Raw genomic sequence first — 15,262 nt, forward strand, 5'->3', positions numbered from 1 at the left:
CGGTCCGGGCTTAGCCGAGCCGGCTGGCGGCGGTGCGTGCCAGCCGGGCCGCGTATTCGTCATTGGCGCGCTGCTCGCGGCGCGCCGCGATCTGGTCTTCCCTGGCCTCGGCACGCGCGATCAGCGTGTCGAAGGAATTCAGGCGGCGCTTCTGGTGCTGCCAGCGGCTGCGCCCGGCCAGCAGGTCGGCTTCGGCCTTGGCCAGCGCCGCGGTCTGCTGGCGGATGGCCTGGTCGAGCGAGTCGAGGAAGCGCGAGAAATCCTGCCAGCGGCTCGATGTCATGCCCTCCGCCGCCACGGCCTGCATGCGGCCGCGGTACTCGTGGCGGTATTGCGTCAGCTGGTTCAGCTGCTGCTCCGCCTGCGTGCGCAAGCCCTGCAGCCGGCCGAGTTCGCGCGCGGCGGCGTCGGTATCGTTCTGGGCGAGGTCCGCCAGGGTACTAAGCGGTGAAGGCTTGGCCATGTTCACTCCTGTCGAAGAGGCTGTGCAGCTGGGAGATGGCGTCGTCGTAGCCGGCGCGCTGGTGGATGTCCTGCTGCAGGAAGGCTTCCATGCGCGGATGCAGGCGGATCGCGAGATCCAGCTCGGGATCGTTGCCCGGCACGTAGGCGCCCACGCTGATCAGGTCGCGGTTGCGCTGGTAGCGCGACATCAACTGCTTGAAGCGGCGCACCGAGGCGAACTGCTCATGCGAAATCAGCGCGGTCATGGCGCGGCTGATGGAAGCCTCGACATCGATGGCGGGGTAGTGCCCCGACTCAGCCAGGCTGCGCGACAGCACGATATGGCCGTCCAGGATCGCGCGCGCCGAATCGGCGATCGGGTCCTGCTGGTCGTCGCCTTCGGTCAGCACGGTGTAGAACGCGGTGATCGAGCCGCCGCCCTCGGGGCCGTTGCCGGTGCGCTCGACCAGCGTCGGCAGCTTGGCGAAGACCGATGGCGGATAGCCCTTGGTCGCGGGCGGTTCGCCGATCGCCAGCGCGATCTCGCGCTGCGCCATGGCGTAGCGCGTGAGCGAATCCATGATCAGCAGCACATGCTGGCCCTGGTCGCGGAAATACTCCGCCAGCCGGGTCGCATAGGCGGCGCCCTGCATGCGCAGCAGCGGCGAGCAATCGGCGGGCGCCGCCACCACCACTGAGCGACGGCGGCCCTCAGGCCCCAGGATGTTCTCGATGAACTCTTTCACCTCGCGGCCGCGCTCGCCGATCAGGCCGACCACGATCACGTCGGCGCTGGTGTAGCGCGCCATCATGCCGAGCAGCACGCTCTTGCCCACGCCCGAACCCGCGAACAGGCCCATGCGCTGGCCGCGCCCCACCGTCAGCATGCCGTTGATGGCGCGCACGCCGGTATCGAGCACGGTTTCGATCGGAGCCCGCATCAGCGGGTTGATCTGCTCGCCGCCCAGCGGCACCTCCATTGCCGCGGTCAGCGGGCCGAGGCCATCGAGCGGACGGCCCGCGGCATCGAGCACGCGGCCGAGCAGGCCCGCGCCGACCGGCAGCCGCTTGGAGCCCGGCTCGCGCGGTGCGGTGGCGTCGGCCGGCTGCGGCGACGGCTCCAGCGGATAGACGCGCGCGCCCGGCAGCAGGCCTACCACGTCGGATTGCGGCATCAGGTAAAGGCGGTCGGCACCGAAGCCCACCACTTCCGCTTCGGCGGTGCGGGGAGCGTTGCTGTCGGCGCTGAACTGCCCGGCAGGCAGCTCGATCAGGCAGTCGCTGCCTACCGGCAGGCGCAGGCCCACGGCCTCGAGCACGAGGCCCGCGGCGCGCGTCAGGCGGCCGCAGCTGCGCTTGCTGTCGAGTCCGGCAATACCGGCCGATGCCGTTTCGAGCGCGCCGATCCAGCGTTGCGTATGCTGGCCCGCTGCGCCAACCGGCGCAGCTGGTGCGACAGATGGTGCGACAGATGGTGCGACGGATGGCGCGACACCTTGAGCGACGGCCTCAGTCATGCGGCGGCTCCCACGGATCGTCGCGGCCCAGCGCCTTGACCACGCGCGTCCAGCGCGTGGCCAGCGTGGCGTCGCGCTCGCCGCTGGCGGCGCTGGCGATGCAGCCGCCGCGCGCCACTGCCGGATCCGGGCGCACGGCCCATCCCGCGGCTTCGAGTTCGCCTCGCAGGTGCGTCTCGACCAGCGCCACGTCGTCAGGATGCAGCAGCACGCTGGGCGAGCCCTGCAGCGCGGGCTCGCTGGCCAGCAGCTCGCGCACGGCGGGCAGCAGCACCGAGGGATCCGCGGCAACCGTGGTGCGCACCAGCTGGCGCGCCACGTCCAGCGCCAGCGTCACCAGCGCGCGCGCGACCTGGTCGTCGACGCTCGCCAGCGCGCCCCGGAAATTCGTGGCCAGCGCCTGCAGCTGCGCAGCCTCGTTGCGCGCCGCTTCCAGCCCGCGCGAATAGCCTTCGCGGTGGCCGTCGCCATAGCCCTGGGTCTGTCCCTGCGTGTAGCCCTGCGCATAGCCTTCCTTGCGCGCGCCCTCGCGCATCGCATCCAGCGCCGCAAAATCGATCGGCGGCGGCGCGGGCTCGGCCGGCAAGAGGCTGGCCGGCGCCTCGGGCGCGGTATCGCGCGGGTCGAGCGAGCCCATCTGCCAGCGCTGCCAGCCGGCGCCACCGCCGCGCGCCCGCCGCGGCGGCTCGAACGGCGCGAAGCCGCCGCCGGACGCGCTGTCAGGCGGATCGTCCCGCACCGCGCGGCGTGCGGTCAGTGCGTTCGGCGCGTTCTGTGGGTTCAGGCCGCGCTCGGGTAATGCATCAGACATAGGCATCGTCGCCTCCGCCGATCTGGACTTCGCCTGCATCCGCCAGGCGTCTCACCACCTGCAGGATGGCCTTCTGCTCGGCTTCGACCTGCGACACGCGCACCGGGCCGAGCGCATCCAGGTCCTCGCGCAGCATTTCGCCGGCGCGGGTGGACATGTTGCGGATGAATTTGTCGCGCAGTTCCGACGGCGCGCCCTTGAGCGCGACGATGAGCGACTCGGTGGCGATTTCCTTGAGCACGCGCTGGATGCCGCGGTCGTCGACCTCCAGCAGGTTCTCGAACAGGAACATCTCGTCGATGATCTTCTGCGCCAGGTCGCCGTCGTGCAGGCGCACGCCGTCGATGACCGCCTCTTCGTGCGCGGTGCTCATCAGGTTGATGATTTCCGCCGCGGTGCGCACGCCGCCCATGCGGCTGCGCTTCAGGCTCTGGCCTGCCAGCAGCTTGGTCAGCACGTCGGTCAGTTCCTGCAGCGCACCCGGCTGCACGCCGCCGAAGGTGGCGATCCGCAGGATCACGTCGTTGCGCAGGCGGTCGGTGAACAGGCCCAGCACCTCCGACGACTTCTGGCGGTCCAGGTGGATCAGGATGGTGGCGATGATCTGCGGGTGCTCGTCGCGGATCAGCTCGGCGATCGAGGTCGCGTCCATCCAGTTGAGCGAGTCGATGCCGCTGCCCGGGTCGCGCGATTCCAGGATGTCCTCGATCACCGACTGCGCGCGTTCCTCGCCCAGCGCCTTGTTCAGCACGCTGCGGATAAAGGCGCTGGAATCGACGTTCAGTGCCAGGTACTGCTCGGTCTCGGCGCGGAACTCGCCCAGCACGCCGGCCATTTCCTCGCGCGTGACCGAACTGAGCGAGGCCATGGCAGCGCCCAGTTCCTGCACTTCGCGCTGCGACAGGTGCTTGAACACCTCGGCCGCGGCATCCTCGCCGATCGCCATCATCAGGACGGCGCTCTTCTGCAGGCCGCTGGCGGAGACTTCCTTGGAGATGGCCTTAGCGGTTGTCATTGGCAATCCAGTTCTTGATCACGCTGGCGACCAGGCGCGGGTCGCGCTGTGCGGCGTCGCGCACCAGCGCAAGGTCGCTTTCATACTTGGCGGCAAGCCGCAGGACTTCCGGATTGGCGGGTTCTTCCGGCGGCAGCAGCACGGCCTCGGTCTCGTCCCTGGCTTCCGGTGCCGGCAGCGGCGGCGTGGTGTAGCGGCGCAGGAGCGGGCGCGCCACCTTGAACCACGCGAACAGCGCCAGCAGTGCCAGCAGCAGGTAGCCCGCGCCGGTCTTGCCCAGGTCGATCATTTCAGGTTGCTTCCACAGCGGGACTTCCGGCGTGACCTCGCGGTCCACGGTGAACGGGCTGTTGACCACGTTGATCGAGTCGCCGCGGTCGGACGAGAAGCCCATCGCCTCCCGGGTCAGGTTCTGGATCTGCGCCAGCAATGCCGGCGGCAGCGGCTGCGCCACCATCTTGCCCTTGGCATCGGCCACCTGGCGGTAGTTCACCACCACCGCCACCGACAGCCGGCGCACGCCGCCCGGCGCCTGCTGCACGTGGCGCACGGTGCGGTCCAGCTCGTAGTTGACGGTGGAGTCGCGGCGGTTGCTGCTCGGGCCGCCGGGGCCGGCCTGGCCATTGGCGCTGCCGGCCTGCGCGCCTTGCGCGGCTTGCCCTTGCTGGCCGGCTTGCCCCGGCTGGCCGGCAGCGGGTGCGCCGGCCTGTCCAGGCGCCTGGCCCGCGCGCGGCGTCTGCGGCGTGGTCACCGGCGCGACCGCGGCAGCCGGCGGCTGGTTGGACAGCGCACCGGGCACGCCGCCCGGCGGCGTCGCGCCCTGCTGGCTCGACTCGCTGACCTGCTGGCTGCGGATGGCCGAGCGGGTGGGATCCTGGTTGGGTTTGTAGCTCTCGTCAGTATGCTCGACGATGGAGAAGTCCACGTCGGCCGTCACCTGCGCACGCACGTTGTCCTTGCCGACGATCGGCGCCAGGATCGCCTCGATGCGCTTCAGGTAGTTCTGCTCCAGCGCCTGCACGTACTTGAGCTGGGTGGCGTCGAGCATGCGCTCGTTGCCGGAGTTCGACAGCAGGTTGCCGTGCTGGTCGACGATCGAGATCGACTTCGGCGTCAGCTCCGGCACGCTCGACGAGACCAGGTGGCTGATCGCCGCGACCTGGCCTTCGTCGATGGCGCGCCCCGGGTACAGCTGCAGCACGATCGAGGCGGTCGGCTTCTGGCGTTCGCGCACGAACAGCGTCGGCTTGGGGATCGCCAGGTGCACGCGGGCCGACTGCACCGCCGCGATCGATTCGATCGAGCGCGCCAGCTCGCCTTCCAGCCCGCGCTGGTAATTGACCTGTTCGGCAAACTGGCTGATGCCGAACTTCTGGTTGTCCATCAGTTCCATGCCCGCGGTGCCGCTCTTGGGCAGGCCCTGCGAGGCCAGCCGCAGCCGGGTTTCATGGACTTTCTCGGCCGGCACCATCACCGCGCCGCCGCCTTCGGCGAACTTGTACGGCACGTTCATCTGCTGCAGCGACTGCAGCACCGCGCCGCCGTCGCGCTCGGACAGGTTGCTGTACAGCACCTTGTAGTCCGGCGCGCGCGACCACAGCACGCCCACCGCAATGGCGGCGGCAAGCGCCGCGCCGCCGAGCATCAGCGGCAGCTTGGGATTGGCCTTCAGGCGCTCGATCACCTCGGCCGGGCGTCCCGGCATGGCAACCGCGGTCACGCGCGTGCTCCTGCGCCGGCGTCGCGATGCCCGCGACAGCCCGGTCGGTGATGGCGGCCATGGTCGTCGGCACGGCTCATGGCGCGGCTGACGGTGCGGCTCACATTACGCTGCAGAGAAAACACGCGTACTCCCGGATCGATGGTTGTCAGGCAAGTTCCGGCAAGCGACGCTGGGCGGCTGCCCGCGCTTGTCCGGCACGGTGGCAATGATCGGCCAGACTTGAGTGGGACAATCCCGCAAACAGACCCGGTTTTCCGCCCGATTTCGGGTCATGGCGGGTGCGTGGCGGCGGGTACTCTGCAAACCGCTGAAAATCGGTGCGACCCGTCCGGCCTGCCTGCATGGATGTGATCGACGAGACGCGCCATCGACTGACCCGGCCACCGGCCGGCCCATGACGACGCCATGACCACCATCTCTTCCATCGAGGGCATGCTGCAGCAACTGCGCGGCCTGTCACAGGTTGCCTCGGGCAACAGCGCCACCCAGTCGGCAACGGTTGCCGGCGGCGGCTTCGCCAGCGAGCTGCAACGCTCGCTGGGCAAGATCAATGCGGCGCAGGAGCGCGCCTATGGCCAGGCCGAGGCCTTCGAACTGGGCAAGCCGGGGGTGGCGCTCAATGATGTGATGATTGATCTGCAGAAGGCGAATATCTCGTTCCAGACCGGGGTGCAGGTGCGGAACCGGCTGGTGCAGGCGTATCAGGAGATGATGAGCATGCCGATCTGAGTGGGGCGGCGGTGGTGCCGCTTGCAAGTAAAAAGGCTCCTGGCTGTGCGCGCGGCAGCGGCCTTTTTGCTTTTCACAAACCTGCAGCGTGCGCGACGTTCGTGCGGCGCTTATGAACCGAAGCGTGAACGCAAGCCGCCAGCGGTGGCGATCGCTCCCCTCTCCCGCAGGCGGGAGAGGGGAGCAAACCTGGCGCGTACCGATGGCCTGCGCCGGCTCACCTTTCAGCCGCTACATCCATCCCTGATTCCAGGTGGTAGATCCACGCCAGCAGCTCCGCCACCGCCACGTACAGCTGCGGCGGGATCTGGCTGTCCAGGTCCACCTGCATCAGCAGGTTGACCAGCGTGGGCGAGTCGTGGATATAGACGCCAGCTTCCCTGGCTCGCGCGATGATGGCCTCGGCCACCACGCCATAGCCCTTGGCAACCACGCGCGGGGCCTGGTTGTTGTGCTGGTAGCTGAGTGCGATGGCCGCGCCGCGGTCTGCCGCGCTTTCGCTCATGACGCGGCTCCGGCAGCCAGGTCGTCCTGGGTCTGGATATTGAGCCGCTGCAGGGGGATCCCTTGTGCTTCCAGCCGGCTGCGCAGCAGCGGCCGCGCCGCGATCAGGCGCGCGGCGATATCGGTCTCGCCAGTGGCGACACGCGCTTCCAGTCCGGACGGGCCCAGCGTCAGCAGGGCTTCCACGGTGCCAAGGCTGGGCAACTGCAGCCGGATCCGGCTCGACCACGGCCGGCTTGTGTCGTCAGGCCCTTGGCCATTCGCTTCGGGATCCGCACGCTGGATGTCCCACTCCATGGCTGCGCCAGGCCATGCTTGGCCCGCAAAGCGGAACTGTTGCGTGGCGAGCAGTTCGAGCTGCTGGCGAACCACGCCTTCGGTCGCCGGATGGATCGCCGGTCCGGCTGGCGCCGGCTGCCGGGCGGCTTCGCTGGCGATGCTATCGGTTTCGCCGGTGCGCGCCGCATGGGCCGCCATCGGCTCGGCAGTCGGCGGGCGCGTGGCATCCGCGGTGGCCTGGTAGGCCTGCGTCGCCAGCATGCCGGTGGACGGGCGTGGCGGCGGCGTGTCGGCATCGCGGCTATACACGGCAGCGGAGCCGGTCCCCTGGCGCACTCGCTGCTCGGAAGGCGCGTGGCTGTGCGCCACGCGCGGATTGCGCGGCGAGGCCAGCGCTTCGGCCAGGACCTGCGAGGCCGGCAGCAGGGGGGATGTGCTGATGTGAGGCACGTCACCGCTGGCCGGCCCCGTGTAGGTCAACATGGCGGAGGCGGAAGCCTGCGGCTGCGCGGCGGATGGTTGTCCAGGTGCCGCTTGCGCTGCCGCACGCGGCACGCCGGCCTGCGGCTCCTGCAGGATGGTCGACAGAGGGCGCGCACCGCTCACCCACTGCGCCAGGTGCGATTCATAGAACAGCCCGCTTTGCCCCACCGCATTCGCCAGCGCCGCTGCGGCGGCCTGCATCGACCCGGCTGCCGGCGGTGCGGGCAACAACGGCGTGCCCGGCTTGACCGGCTGCGGCCCGGCGCTCTCCATCACCGCCAGGATCGCGCGCGCGGTCGCGCTCAGCGATTCACGCGTAGAGGTGCCCGGCAGCAGCGCGGCCTGCGCCGGCATGCCATTGACGCCGGCGGCCTGCTGGCTGTGGCGGATCGCCTGGCCTGTGGAATTCTGGACATTCGATGCCGTGGCCTCGGGCACGGGCTGCAGTGCCGCCAGTTTGTCGACGGCGATCGCCGTGCGCAGCGATTGCGGGTCCGGGGCCTGACCGGGTGCCAGGCCTGGCGGCAGGAGGATGCCGGTCATTTTTCAGGAAGGAGGGGAAAGGCGGCGCGGAGCGGGGCCGCGTACGCGTGTGTGGTCAGGCGAGGAAGGCGCGCCGGTGCCGGCGCGGTATCTGTCTGCGTGCCGCTCAGGCCATTGCGCCGTAGGCCGACGCCAGCTCCACCTGGCGGCGCGAACTGGTCAGCATGTCGCCGAGCTTCTTCAGTTGCGGCACGGCCAGGTCGCGGATGCGGGCATCGTACGTGAGGATGCGGTCCAGCAGCTGGTAGCGGCGCATGCGCTCGGCATCGGAGAACGGGGTGTCATGGTCGAGCTGGCGCAGGTGCTCGACCTGTTCCAGGTAGCTGCGCTGCAGCTCGGCGACGGTGTCCCAATCGGCGGCCTGGGCGGCGTCGTACATGCGGGACGACAGGGCCAGGATGCCTTCGTAGCAGGTGACGATGGGGGAGAAGGATGCCATTTCAGTTGTCCTGTAAGGCAGGTTGCGGCTCATCGATCTGCGCCCATGCTGATGCCAGGCTTTCCAGCAGCGTATCGACCTCGGCCAGCAAGGCTGCGTCGCTGCGCAGGTTGGCCAGCATCAGCCGGCGCACCATGTATTCGTACAGGGCCTCGAGGTTGGCGGAGATTTCGCCGCCGGCGTTGTGGTCGAGTACGGCGCGCAGGCCGTTGTCGATGATGTCGATGGCCTTGGAGATGGCGTTGCCGCGTTCGGCGATGTTACCGCCTTCCAGGTGGAACTTGGCCCGCGCGATGGCGGCGCGGGCGCCGTCATATAGCATGGCGATCAGCTTGTGCGGGCTTGCGCTCATGGCACCGGTGTGGACACCGACCTGGGCGTAGGCGTTTGCGGCTTGGCGGGCGAACATGTGCGTTATCCCCGTAGGTTACTTGGAACTGCTGTTGGTCAGCGCGTTGAACTGCTGCGTCAGGTAGCTGCTGGTGCGGTTCATCTGCGCCACGACCAGGTCCAGCTGCGTGAACTGGGCCTTGTAGCGGTCGATGGTTGCGTTGACGCGCTCTTCGACGCGGTCATAGTCGTCTTCCAGGTCCTTCAGCGTCTTGGTGATGCCGTCCTGGGCCGATTTCAGTGCGCCATCGGTCTTGGTCAGGCCGTCGACGTAGTCGGTGACCTGCTTGCCGATGCCGCCGCTGCCGGTGGTGCTGGAAAACATCGCCGTGACACCGGCAAGGTCATTGTTCAGGGCCTTGGTCAGCTTGGAGTCGTCCAGCGCCATCGTGCCGTCCTTGTTGAACGAGATGCCGACGTCGATCAGCGTCATCGTGCCGCCATTGCCGTTGTCCATCGCGCCGCCGAGCATGCCGCGCAGGCGCGACTGGATCGACCGCAACGTGTTATCGCCGGTCAGCGCCGCGGAAGTGCCGGCGTCGGTGTCGAAGGCCGTCAGGGACTTTGCCGTGCTCTGGATATTGTTGTACGCGGTGACGAAGGCCTGGACCGACGACTTGATCGCGTCGTTGTCGCGCGTCACAACCAGCGACGTGGTGCCGGTCTTGTTCAGGTTCATGGTCACGCCCTGCGCCGCGTCCACCACCGAGTTGCTTTGGCTGACCACGTCGATGCCATTGATCTTCAGCGTGGCATTGGCCGGCGGGACCTTCTGCTCCATCTTGTTCGCGGCAGGCGCGGCGGCGGGGTCAAAGGCGACCAGGTTGTTCAACGCGGCATCGGCCGACGACACGCGCATCGTGGCTTGCGTGCCGGTCTTGTCGGAAGTCAGCACCAGGCGGTAAGGCGTGGCGCTGCCATCGTTGACGATGCTCGCGGTCACGCCGATGCCGGCCTTGTTGATGGCATCGCGCACGCCTTCCAGCGATGCGTTGGCCGGGATCGTGACCTTCTTGGTGCTGGTGGCGGCGCCGCCGGTAGCCAGCGCTTCGCCAAAGTCGAAGGTGATCTCGCCCCCGCCGATCGCCGCCTTCTGGTCCGCGATATTGCCGCTTACCAGGGACTGCGCGGTGGCCAGCGTGTTGACGGTGATGCTGTAGTTGCCCGGTACGGCATTGGCGGCAGTGGTCACCGTCATCACATCGGTGGAGCCGACGGTGGCCTTGACCGCGCCGAACGTGTCGGCGTTGGACAGCTTCTTGGCCGCGGCCTGGTAGGCCGACAGCACGCTCTGCAGCTGGCTGAAGGCCGACAGCTTGGTCTGGTAGCTTTTGGCCTGGTTGTTGATCGCGGTAAGCGGTGCTTGTTCCGCCGTCTTGAGCTGGTCCAGCAGGGAGCTCAGATCCAGGTTGGAGCCGATGCCGATGGAGGAGATCGTGGCCATGTTCTTGTCTCGTCTTCAACTGGTGATCGGGTCTCAGGCTGCCTGGCTGACGAACAGCCCCTGCAGCTTGTCGATGGCGTGCGCGATGCGCAGCACCGCTTCCGTCGGCATCTGCCGGATCAACTCGCCGGTTCCCTTGTCGACGACCTTGGTGATGATGCGGTGGGTCGTCTCGTCGATCTCGAAGCGCAGGCCGATGGATGTCGTCCTGAGCGCGTCGACCAGCTCGCCGATGGCGGCGCTGGCTTCGGGCTCGCCGGCAGTGACCATGTCGGCCATGCCTGCGACTTCGTGCCACCTGGGCGCTGCCGTGCCTGTCGTCGTCGCAGCGCCGGCGGCAAGGCTGTCGACGGGCAGCCGCAGGGCTATCGAGTTCACTGTCGGTGGATGGGCCATCTTCTGCGCCGTCCGGGGCGGTCCGGTTGATTGGTTGAGTGATTTACTAAGGGGAGAAACGCTTTGCACGCAGTCTGCCTGCCTGCAAAAAGCTCCTCGGCTTCTCGCGCAAAAAGGCCGGGCCTTGCGGCCCAGCCTTTCGTGCCTTGCGCGGATGCGATTAACGCAGCAGCGACAGCACGTTCTGCGTGGTCTGGTTGGCTTGCGACAGCACCGAGGTACCAGCCTGCTGCAGGATCTGCGCGCGGGTCATGTTCGACACTTCCGTGGCGTAGTCGGCGTCCTGGATGCGCGAGCGCGAGGACGACAGGTTGGTGATCGTGGTGCCCAGGTTCGAGATCGTGGAGTCAAAGCGGTTCTGCACCGCACCCAGTGAGCTGCGCAGGTCGTCGACGATCTTCAGGGCTGCGTCGAGCTTCTTCAGCGGGTCGACAGTGGAAGCACCGGCGAATTCAGCCGTGGCGCCGGCGCCGCTCAGCACGATGTCGGTACCGGTGTAGTCGAAGTCGGTCGTCGCGGCGCCACCATTGGCCAGCGCGCCGGCGCCGATGGCGAAGTTGCGGCCTTGCACAGTGGCGTAGGCGGTCACAGCGCCGGCGCTGTCGGCGCCGACCTTGACCAGCTGGTTGGCCAGCGCGGTGGCGGTCGTCACGCCGTTGCTCGGGTCGGTGAACTCCAGGTCAGCGACGTTCAGCGTCACGTTGCCGGTAGCATCGTCAACCGATGCTGCGTAGTAGTCATCGCCCGACTTCACCACGAACGTGGCGGTGGCAGCGCCGTTCGCGTCTTTCACGTTGTGCAGGCTCAGGCTGCTGGCCGAAACGCCCAGCGAGGTGGCCGCGGCCGAAAGATCCACAGCTTCCGGCGTACCGTCGGTGTTGGTCTGGGTGATGGCTTCGCTGACATTCAGGGCATTGCTGCTCAGGCTGAAGCCCTTCAGGCCCAGCGTCGACGAGTCGATCTGCTTCAGGTCGATGGTGATGGTCTCACCGTCATTGGCGCCGACCTGGACCGTCAGCGGCTTGGCGCTGGAGGACAGCACCTTCACGCCGTTGAAATCGGTTTGTTGCGAGGTGCGGTCGATTTCCGACAGGCGCTGCGAGATTTCGTCCTGGATCGACTTCAGGTCCGAAGCCGAGTTCGAGCCGTTGGCGGCCTGCACGCTCAGTTCACGGATACGCTGCAGGTTGTTGTTGACTTCAGTCAGCGCGCCTTCGGTCGTCTGCGCCAGCGAGATGCCGTCGTTGGCATTGCGCTGGGCTTGCGTCAGGCCCTTGATGTTTGCGGTGAAACGGTTCGCAATCGCCTGGCCAGCTGCGTCGTCCTTGGCGCTGTTGATGCGCAGGCCCGACGACAGGCGCTGGATCGCTGTGTTCAGCGACGATTGCGAAGCGTTCATGTTGTTCTGAGTCATCAGAGACAACGAATTGGTGTTAATGACTTGCGCCATTTACGACTCCTGTTTGCAAAGTTTTTGGCATTCCGGCTGCTAGCCGTAACGTTGGCAGCCTGCTTTGCAGGGCGTAGAGTGCCTCCGTTGCAAGGGTTATCGACCGCCCCCGGCAAAGGTTTAGAGTGATCTCTGCAAGAGTTTCGGGGGGTATCGCCCGGGAGCGCACGGGTGTGCGCGGGCCTGCCAACAGGCCCTGGGAGTGCGGCGTTGCGATGCCGGCTTCAGCGCCGCTTGCGCGTCCGCGGTATATAGATAGGCAAGAATTCCGCCGCGATCGCCGGATCGATCCCCACCGCCGGTGTGTCCAGCGGCGTCACCAGGCAGATCGCCTGCTTGTAGACGATCGTGGGCTGCGGATCGTCCAGCCGCCGCCCGAGCAGCACCATATAGCTGTCCGTCGCCAGCACGATCCCCTGCAGACGCGTGCCGTTGGACAAATAGACGACCACCGGCGCGCGGTCGGCCGAATGGGAGGCGAGGTGCTGGTATTGCAGCTCTTTTCGGCTGGCGCGCTTGGGCCGGATTTCCTTCTTCTTCACAACGACTCCGGAAGAGCCCGCAAGGGTTCTGGCGGCTGATGACGGTCCGTTGGCCGGCGGCCGGGTGGGCGACGCGGCCAGGGCGGCAGGGGAAAGATCCGCTCTCGGAACCGGCCTCGGGTCGGGACGTCGGCTCCGCGGTGCCTGCGGGTCTCGTGTGCGGGGCCCGGGGCGTCGCGCGCATGCCGGCGAGGGGCGCTGCCAGAAGAGAAGGGGGATACTTCAGCGCCGAGAGTAACAAAGTTTTACAAGGGTTGACGGGCGGAGTGCCGCGCTGGGCCTAGAGTGTTTGCTCTATAAAATTTGTTGCGCTCGGGGCTGTTCTATTGTAGCAACTTTGTGCGAGTGCGCAATGATGTTCACCCGCCGCGGTCACCAGCCTGATGTGATCGAGCCTGCAGAAAAAACCGAAGGAAGAGCCGAAATTTGGCCTGAAGTGATCTCAGGGCCAAAATCGTTAAAAGTGTCCGAATTGCCGCAAAGCACATAAGGGATTCCCCTGATAGAAGCGGGATTTACACCTCATGTAAGCGCGTTTATATTCGTGGCAAGAGCTTGTGTTGAGCTCGAGCAGTCCTGGAAAGCCTACGAGCACCCCGCGCGTGGGCTTCTTTTTTTGGTGCCTACGTCGTTTGGGTCGCGCTCTGTGGCGCTGTGGTCGTGAGTAATCCGACCGTTCGGGATGCCCAGCGTGATTAAAAGCCAACTTTCAGACAGGCAATCCACCGAACTGCGGGGGTTTTTGCCTCTAATTCTCATTTCCCTTCAAGACCTGTTCGCTGGCCGCCGATAGCGCGGCTGGGGCTGCCAAGCACCCAGCGGCGGGAAGCGCCTACAATGGGCGCTCTCCTTGACTCCGCAACAAGAGCAGGACCGGTCACCGCGCGGCGACGCAGCACGGCTTGCCGCGATCCGGCCGTTCGCAGGTGCACATGACCGCCGTCTCCTCCCAGCCGCCCTCGCCCGAGGCCGCTCCCCCTTCCGCTGCCTGCGTCGCTCCTGCCCGGCACGACACCGGCGCGCCAATGCCCCCGGTGCCGGTCATGCAGGTGATCTTCGGGCTGATGCTGGCGATGCTGCTGGGCGCGCTGGAGCAATCGATCGTCGCCGTGGTGCTGCCCGAGATCGCGCTGCAGCTCAACGGCTTCGACAACATGGCGTGGGTGATCTCCGCGTATCTGGTGGCATCGACCGTCACCACGCCGATCTACGGCAAGCTGTCCGACCTGCTCGGCCGGCGCTCCGTGCTGTCCTTCGCCATCGTGCTGTTCCTGCTGGCTTCCGCCGCCTGCGCGCTGGCGCAGACGATGCCGCAGCTGATCCTTGCGCGCATCCTGCAAGGCCTGGGCGGCGGCGGGCTGCTGTCGGTGTCGCAGGCGACCATTGCCGACGTGGTGCCGCTGCGCGAGCGCGGCCGCTACCAGGGTTATGTCAGCGGCGTTTGGGCGGTGGCCAGCATGGCTGGCCCGGTGATTGGCGGCTACCTGGCGCACTTTCTCTCGTGGCGCTGGATCTTCTGGATCAACCTGCCGCTGGCGCTGCTGGCGCTGGTGACCGTGCGGCGCGCGCTGCGCCACCTGCCCGCGGGCGGGCGCCGCCATCGCATCGATTACCTGGGCGCGCTGCTGTTCGGCGCGGGGCGGAGCGGCGTGCTGGTGTTCCTGACGCGGCTGGGCCAGGGCCAGCCGCCGTCGCGGCCCGATACGCTGGCGCTGCTGCTGGCCGGCCTCGCTTGCCTGGGGCTCTTCATCTGGCAGGAGCGTCGCGCGGCCGATCCCGTCATTCCGCTGGCGATGCTGCGCGTGCCCACCGTGGCGATCTGCTGCATCACGCTGTTCCTGTGCTTCTTCCAGCTGATCGCCATGTCGGTGCTGCTGCCGCTGCGCTTCCAGGTGGTGGCCGGCGCGCAGGCCGATGCGGCGGCGTTGCGACTGGTGCCGCTGACGCTGGCGATCCCCTTCGGCGCGTTTGCGGCGGGCCGGCTGATGTCGTGGAGCGGCCGCTACAAGCCGCTGCAGATGGCCGGCGCGCTGGTGGCGCCGCTGGCGATCGTGGCGCTGGCGTTTGTCGATCCGCGCGCGGCGTGGCCGTGCGCGCTGGTGATGGTGGTGCTCGGGCTTGCGATCGGCCTGCAGCTGCCCAGCGGGCTGGTGGCGACGCAGAACGCCGTGCCGCTGCAGCACGTCGGGATCGCCACCGCGCTGACGGCGTTCTCGCGCATGCTTGGCGGCGCGGTCGGCGTGGCGGTGCTGACCACGGTGCTGATCGCGTTGCTGCGGCACGGCGGCGTGGCGGTCAGCGACCTGGGCGGCGGCGAAGACGTGCTGATGCAGTTGTTCGGGCGCGTGATGGCGGACACGCAGGCTGGCGGCGATGCCGCGGCGGTGCGCCACGGTGCCGAGCATGCCTTCCGGCTGCTGTTCCTGATGAGCGCGGGGGTGTCGCTGCTGGCGCCGTTCCTGGTGGCGCGGCTGCCGGAGAAGGTGCTGCGCGGCAGCGCCGGCAGCGCGCCGGTGGCTGCGGAGTAAATGTACTGAAGGCTGCCCCGGGATG

At 67.7% G+C, this 15,262-nt stretch carries 16 protein-coding genes; 3 read left to right on the plus strand and 13 right to left on the minus strand.

Translation table 11 applies throughout. From position 1 onward, the window contains the following. Window positions 1-10: 10 nt before the first annotated feature. The 5 genes from fliJ to fliF are packed head-to-tail and all read right to left on the minus strand — an operon-like array spanning window position 11 to window position 5,492. Window positions 11-463 (minus strand): flagellar export protein FliJ, encoded by a 453-nt coding sequence (gene fliJ / locus K309_RS0104305; RefSeq protein ID WP_029045274.1) that lies wholly within the window; start codon window positions 461-463, stop codon window positions 11-13. Continuing rightward, window positions 441-1,961, minus strand: coding sequence for a flagellar protein export ATPase FliI (fliI, locus tag K309_RS35920; RefSeq protein ID WP_198030784.1), 1,521 nt, complete (start codon window positions 1,959-1,961; stop codon window positions 441-443). Before fliI ends, fliJ begins: the two co-directional genes overlap by 23 nt. Beyond that, window positions 1,954-2,778 carry a flagellar assembly protein FliH gene (gene fliH, locus K309_RS0104315; RefSeq protein ID WP_029045275.1) on the minus strand — a complete coding sequence of 275 codons (825 nt, stop codon included), beginning with the start codon at window positions 2,776-2,778 and terminating at the stop codon, window positions 1,954-1,956. The genes fliI and fliH overlap by 8 nt, the downstream gene beginning before the upstream one ends. Further along, window positions 2,765-3,787: a flagellar motor switch protein FliG gene (fliG, locus tag K309_RS0104320; protein WP_029045276.1), complete on the minus strand. Its 1,023-nt coding sequence runs from the start codon at window positions 3,785-3,787 to the stop codon at window positions 2,765-2,767. Before fliG ends, fliH begins: the two co-directional genes overlap by 14 nt. Next, entirely contained in the window at window positions 3,774-5,492 is a 1,719-nt protein-coding gene (fliF, locus tag K309_RS0104325; RefSeq protein WP_035876826.1) for a flagellar basal-body MS-ring/collar protein FliF, read from the minus strand. The genes fliG and fliF overlap by 14 nt, the downstream gene beginning before the upstream one ends. Before the next feature lie 423 nt (window positions 5,493-5,915). Between fliF and fliE the strand changes: the two genes are divergently transcribed. Continuing rightward, window positions 5,916-6,239 carry a flagellar hook-basal body complex protein FliE gene (gene fliE, locus K309_RS0104330; RefSeq protein ID WP_029045278.1) on the plus strand — a complete coding sequence of 108 codons (324 nt, stop codon included), beginning with the start codon at window positions 5,916-5,918 and terminating at the stop codon, window positions 6,237-6,239. A gap of 217 nt (window positions 6,240-6,456) precedes the next feature. Here fliE and K309_RS0104335 read toward each other — a convergent pair whose 3' ends face one another. The 8 genes from K309_RS0104335 to K309_RS0104370 all read right to left on the minus strand — a co-directional run bounded on the left by K309_RS0104335 (window position 6,457) and on the right by K309_RS0104370 (window position 12,709). Continuing rightward, on the minus strand, window positions 6,457-6,744 hold the full coding sequence (locus K309_RS0104335; RefSeq protein ID WP_029045279.1) for an EscU/YscU/HrcU family type III secretion system export apparatus switch protein: 288 nt from the start codon (window positions 6,742-6,744) through the stop codon (window positions 6,457-6,459). Continuing rightward, complete coding sequence (gene fliK, locus K309_RS0104340; RefSeq protein WP_029045280.1) at window positions 6,741-8,048, minus strand: flagellar hook-length control protein FliK; 1,308 nt, start codon at window positions 8,046-8,048, stop codon at window positions 6,741-6,743. The genes K309_RS0104335 and fliK overlap by 4 nt, the downstream gene beginning before the upstream one ends. Before the next feature lie 106 nt (window positions 8,049-8,154). Then, entirely contained in the window at window positions 8,155-8,487 is a 333-nt protein-coding gene (locus K309_RS0104345; protein WP_029045281.1) for a flagellar protein FliT, read from the minus strand. Window position 8,488: 1 nt separating this feature from the next. Further along, a complete protein-coding gene (gene fliS, locus K309_RS0104350; protein WP_029045282.1) occupies window positions 8,489-8,896 on the minus strand; it encodes a flagellar export chaperone FliS in 408 nt (135 codons plus the stop codon). Between the two features lie 18 nt (window positions 8,897-8,914). Beyond that, the gene (fliD, locus tag K309_RS0104355; protein WP_029045283.1) at window positions 8,915-10,321 is read right to left on the minus strand and encodes a flagellar filament capping protein FliD; all 1,407 of its coding nucleotides are present in this window, start codon (window positions 10,319-10,321) and stop codon (window positions 8,915-8,917) included. 33 nt (window positions 10,322-10,354) lie between these two features. Beyond that, window positions 10,355-10,717 (minus strand): flagellar protein FlaG, encoded by a 363-nt coding sequence (locus K309_RS0104360; RefSeq protein ID WP_029045284.1) that lies wholly within the window; start codon window positions 10,715-10,717, stop codon window positions 10,355-10,357. Window positions 10,718-10,877: 160 nt separating this feature from the next. After that, complete coding sequence (locus K309_RS0104365; RefSeq protein WP_029045285.1) at window positions 10,878-12,167, minus strand: flagellin FliC; 1,290 nt, start codon at window positions 12,165-12,167, stop codon at window positions 10,878-10,880. A gap of 224 nt (window positions 12,168-12,391) precedes the next feature. Continuing rightward, window positions 12,392-12,709, minus strand: coding sequence for an RNA chaperone Hfq (locus K309_RS0104370; RefSeq protein WP_029045286.1), 318 nt, complete (start codon window positions 12,707-12,709; stop codon window positions 12,392-12,394). A 352-nt stretch (window positions 12,710-13,061) separates the two neighbouring features. Here K309_RS0104370 and K309_RS41540 point away from each other — a divergent pair, with 352 nt between their 5' ends. After that, entirely contained in the window at window positions 13,062-13,199 is a 138-nt protein-coding gene (locus tag K309_RS41540; protein WP_156914297.1) for a hypothetical protein, read from the plus strand. 442 nt (window positions 13,200-13,641) lie between these two features. After that, window positions 13,642-15,237 (plus strand): MFS transporter, encoded by a 1,596-nt coding sequence (locus K309_RS0104375; RefSeq protein WP_029045287.1) that lies wholly within the window; start codon window positions 13,642-13,644, stop codon window positions 15,235-15,237. Window positions 15,238-15,262: the final 25 nt, after the last annotated feature.

The organism is Cupriavidus phytohabitans (assembly GCF_000426345.1).
Classification (GTDB): domain Bacteria; phylum Pseudomonadota; class Gammaproteobacteria; order Burkholderiales; family Burkholderiaceae; genus Cupriavidus.

Bases quoted from the DNA above. Each gene is read 5' to 3' on its own strand.
- fliJ (WP_029045274.1), bottom strand. From the start codon at position 463: ATGGCCAAGCCTTCACCGCTTAGTACCCTGGCGGACCTCGCCCAGAAC.
- fliI (WP_198030784.1), bottom strand. From the start codon at position 1,961: ATGACTGAGGCCGTCGCTCAAGGTGTCGCGCCATCCGTCGCACCATCT.
- fliH (WP_029045275.1), bottom strand. From the start codon at position 2,778: ATGCCTATGTCTGATGCATTACCCGAGCGCGGCCTGAACCCACAGAAC.
- fliG (WP_029045276.1), bottom strand. From the start codon at position 3,787: ATGACAACCGCTAAGGCCATCTCCAAGGAAGTCTCCGCCAGCGGCCTG.
- fliF (WP_035876826.1), bottom strand. From the start codon at position 5,492: ATGCCGGGACGCCCGGCCGAGGTGATCGAGCGCCTGAAGGCCAATCCC.
- fliE (WP_029045278.1), top strand. From the start codon at position 5,916: ATGACCACCATCTCTTCCATCGAGGGCATGCTGCAGCAACTGCGCGGC.
- K309_RS0104335 (WP_029045279.1), bottom strand. From the start codon at position 6,744: ATGAGCGAAAGCGCGGCAGACCGCGGCGCGGCCATCGCACTCAGCTAC.
- fliK (WP_029045280.1), bottom strand. From the start codon at position 8,048: ATGACCGGCATCCTCCTGCCGCCAGGCCTGGCACCCGGTCAGGCCCCG.
- K309_RS0104345 (WP_029045281.1), bottom strand. From the start codon at position 8,487: ATGGCATCCTTCTCCCCCATCGTCACCTGCTACGAAGGCATCCTGGCC.
- fliS (WP_029045282.1), bottom strand. From the start codon at position 8,896: ATGTTCGCCCGCCAAGCCGCAAACGCCTACGCCCAGGTCGGTGTCCAC.
- fliD (WP_029045283.1), bottom strand. From the start codon at position 10,321: ATGGCCACGATCTCCTCCATCGGCATCGGCTCCAACCTGGATCTGAGC.
- K309_RS0104360 (WP_029045284.1), bottom strand. From the start codon at position 10,717: ATGGCCCATCCACCGACAGTGAACTCGATAGCCCTGCGGCTGCCCGTC.
- K309_RS0104365 (WP_029045285.1), bottom strand. From the start codon at position 12,167: ATGGCGCAAGTCATTAACACCAATTCGTTGTCTCTGATGACTCAGAAC.
- K309_RS41540 (WP_156914297.1), top strand. From the start codon at position 13,062: ATGATGTTCACCCGCCGCGGTCACCAGCCTGATGTGATCGAGCCTGCA.
- K309_RS0104375 (WP_029045287.1), top strand. From the start codon at position 13,642: ATGACCGCCGTCTCCTCCCAGCCGCCCTCGCCCGAGGCCGCTCCCCCT.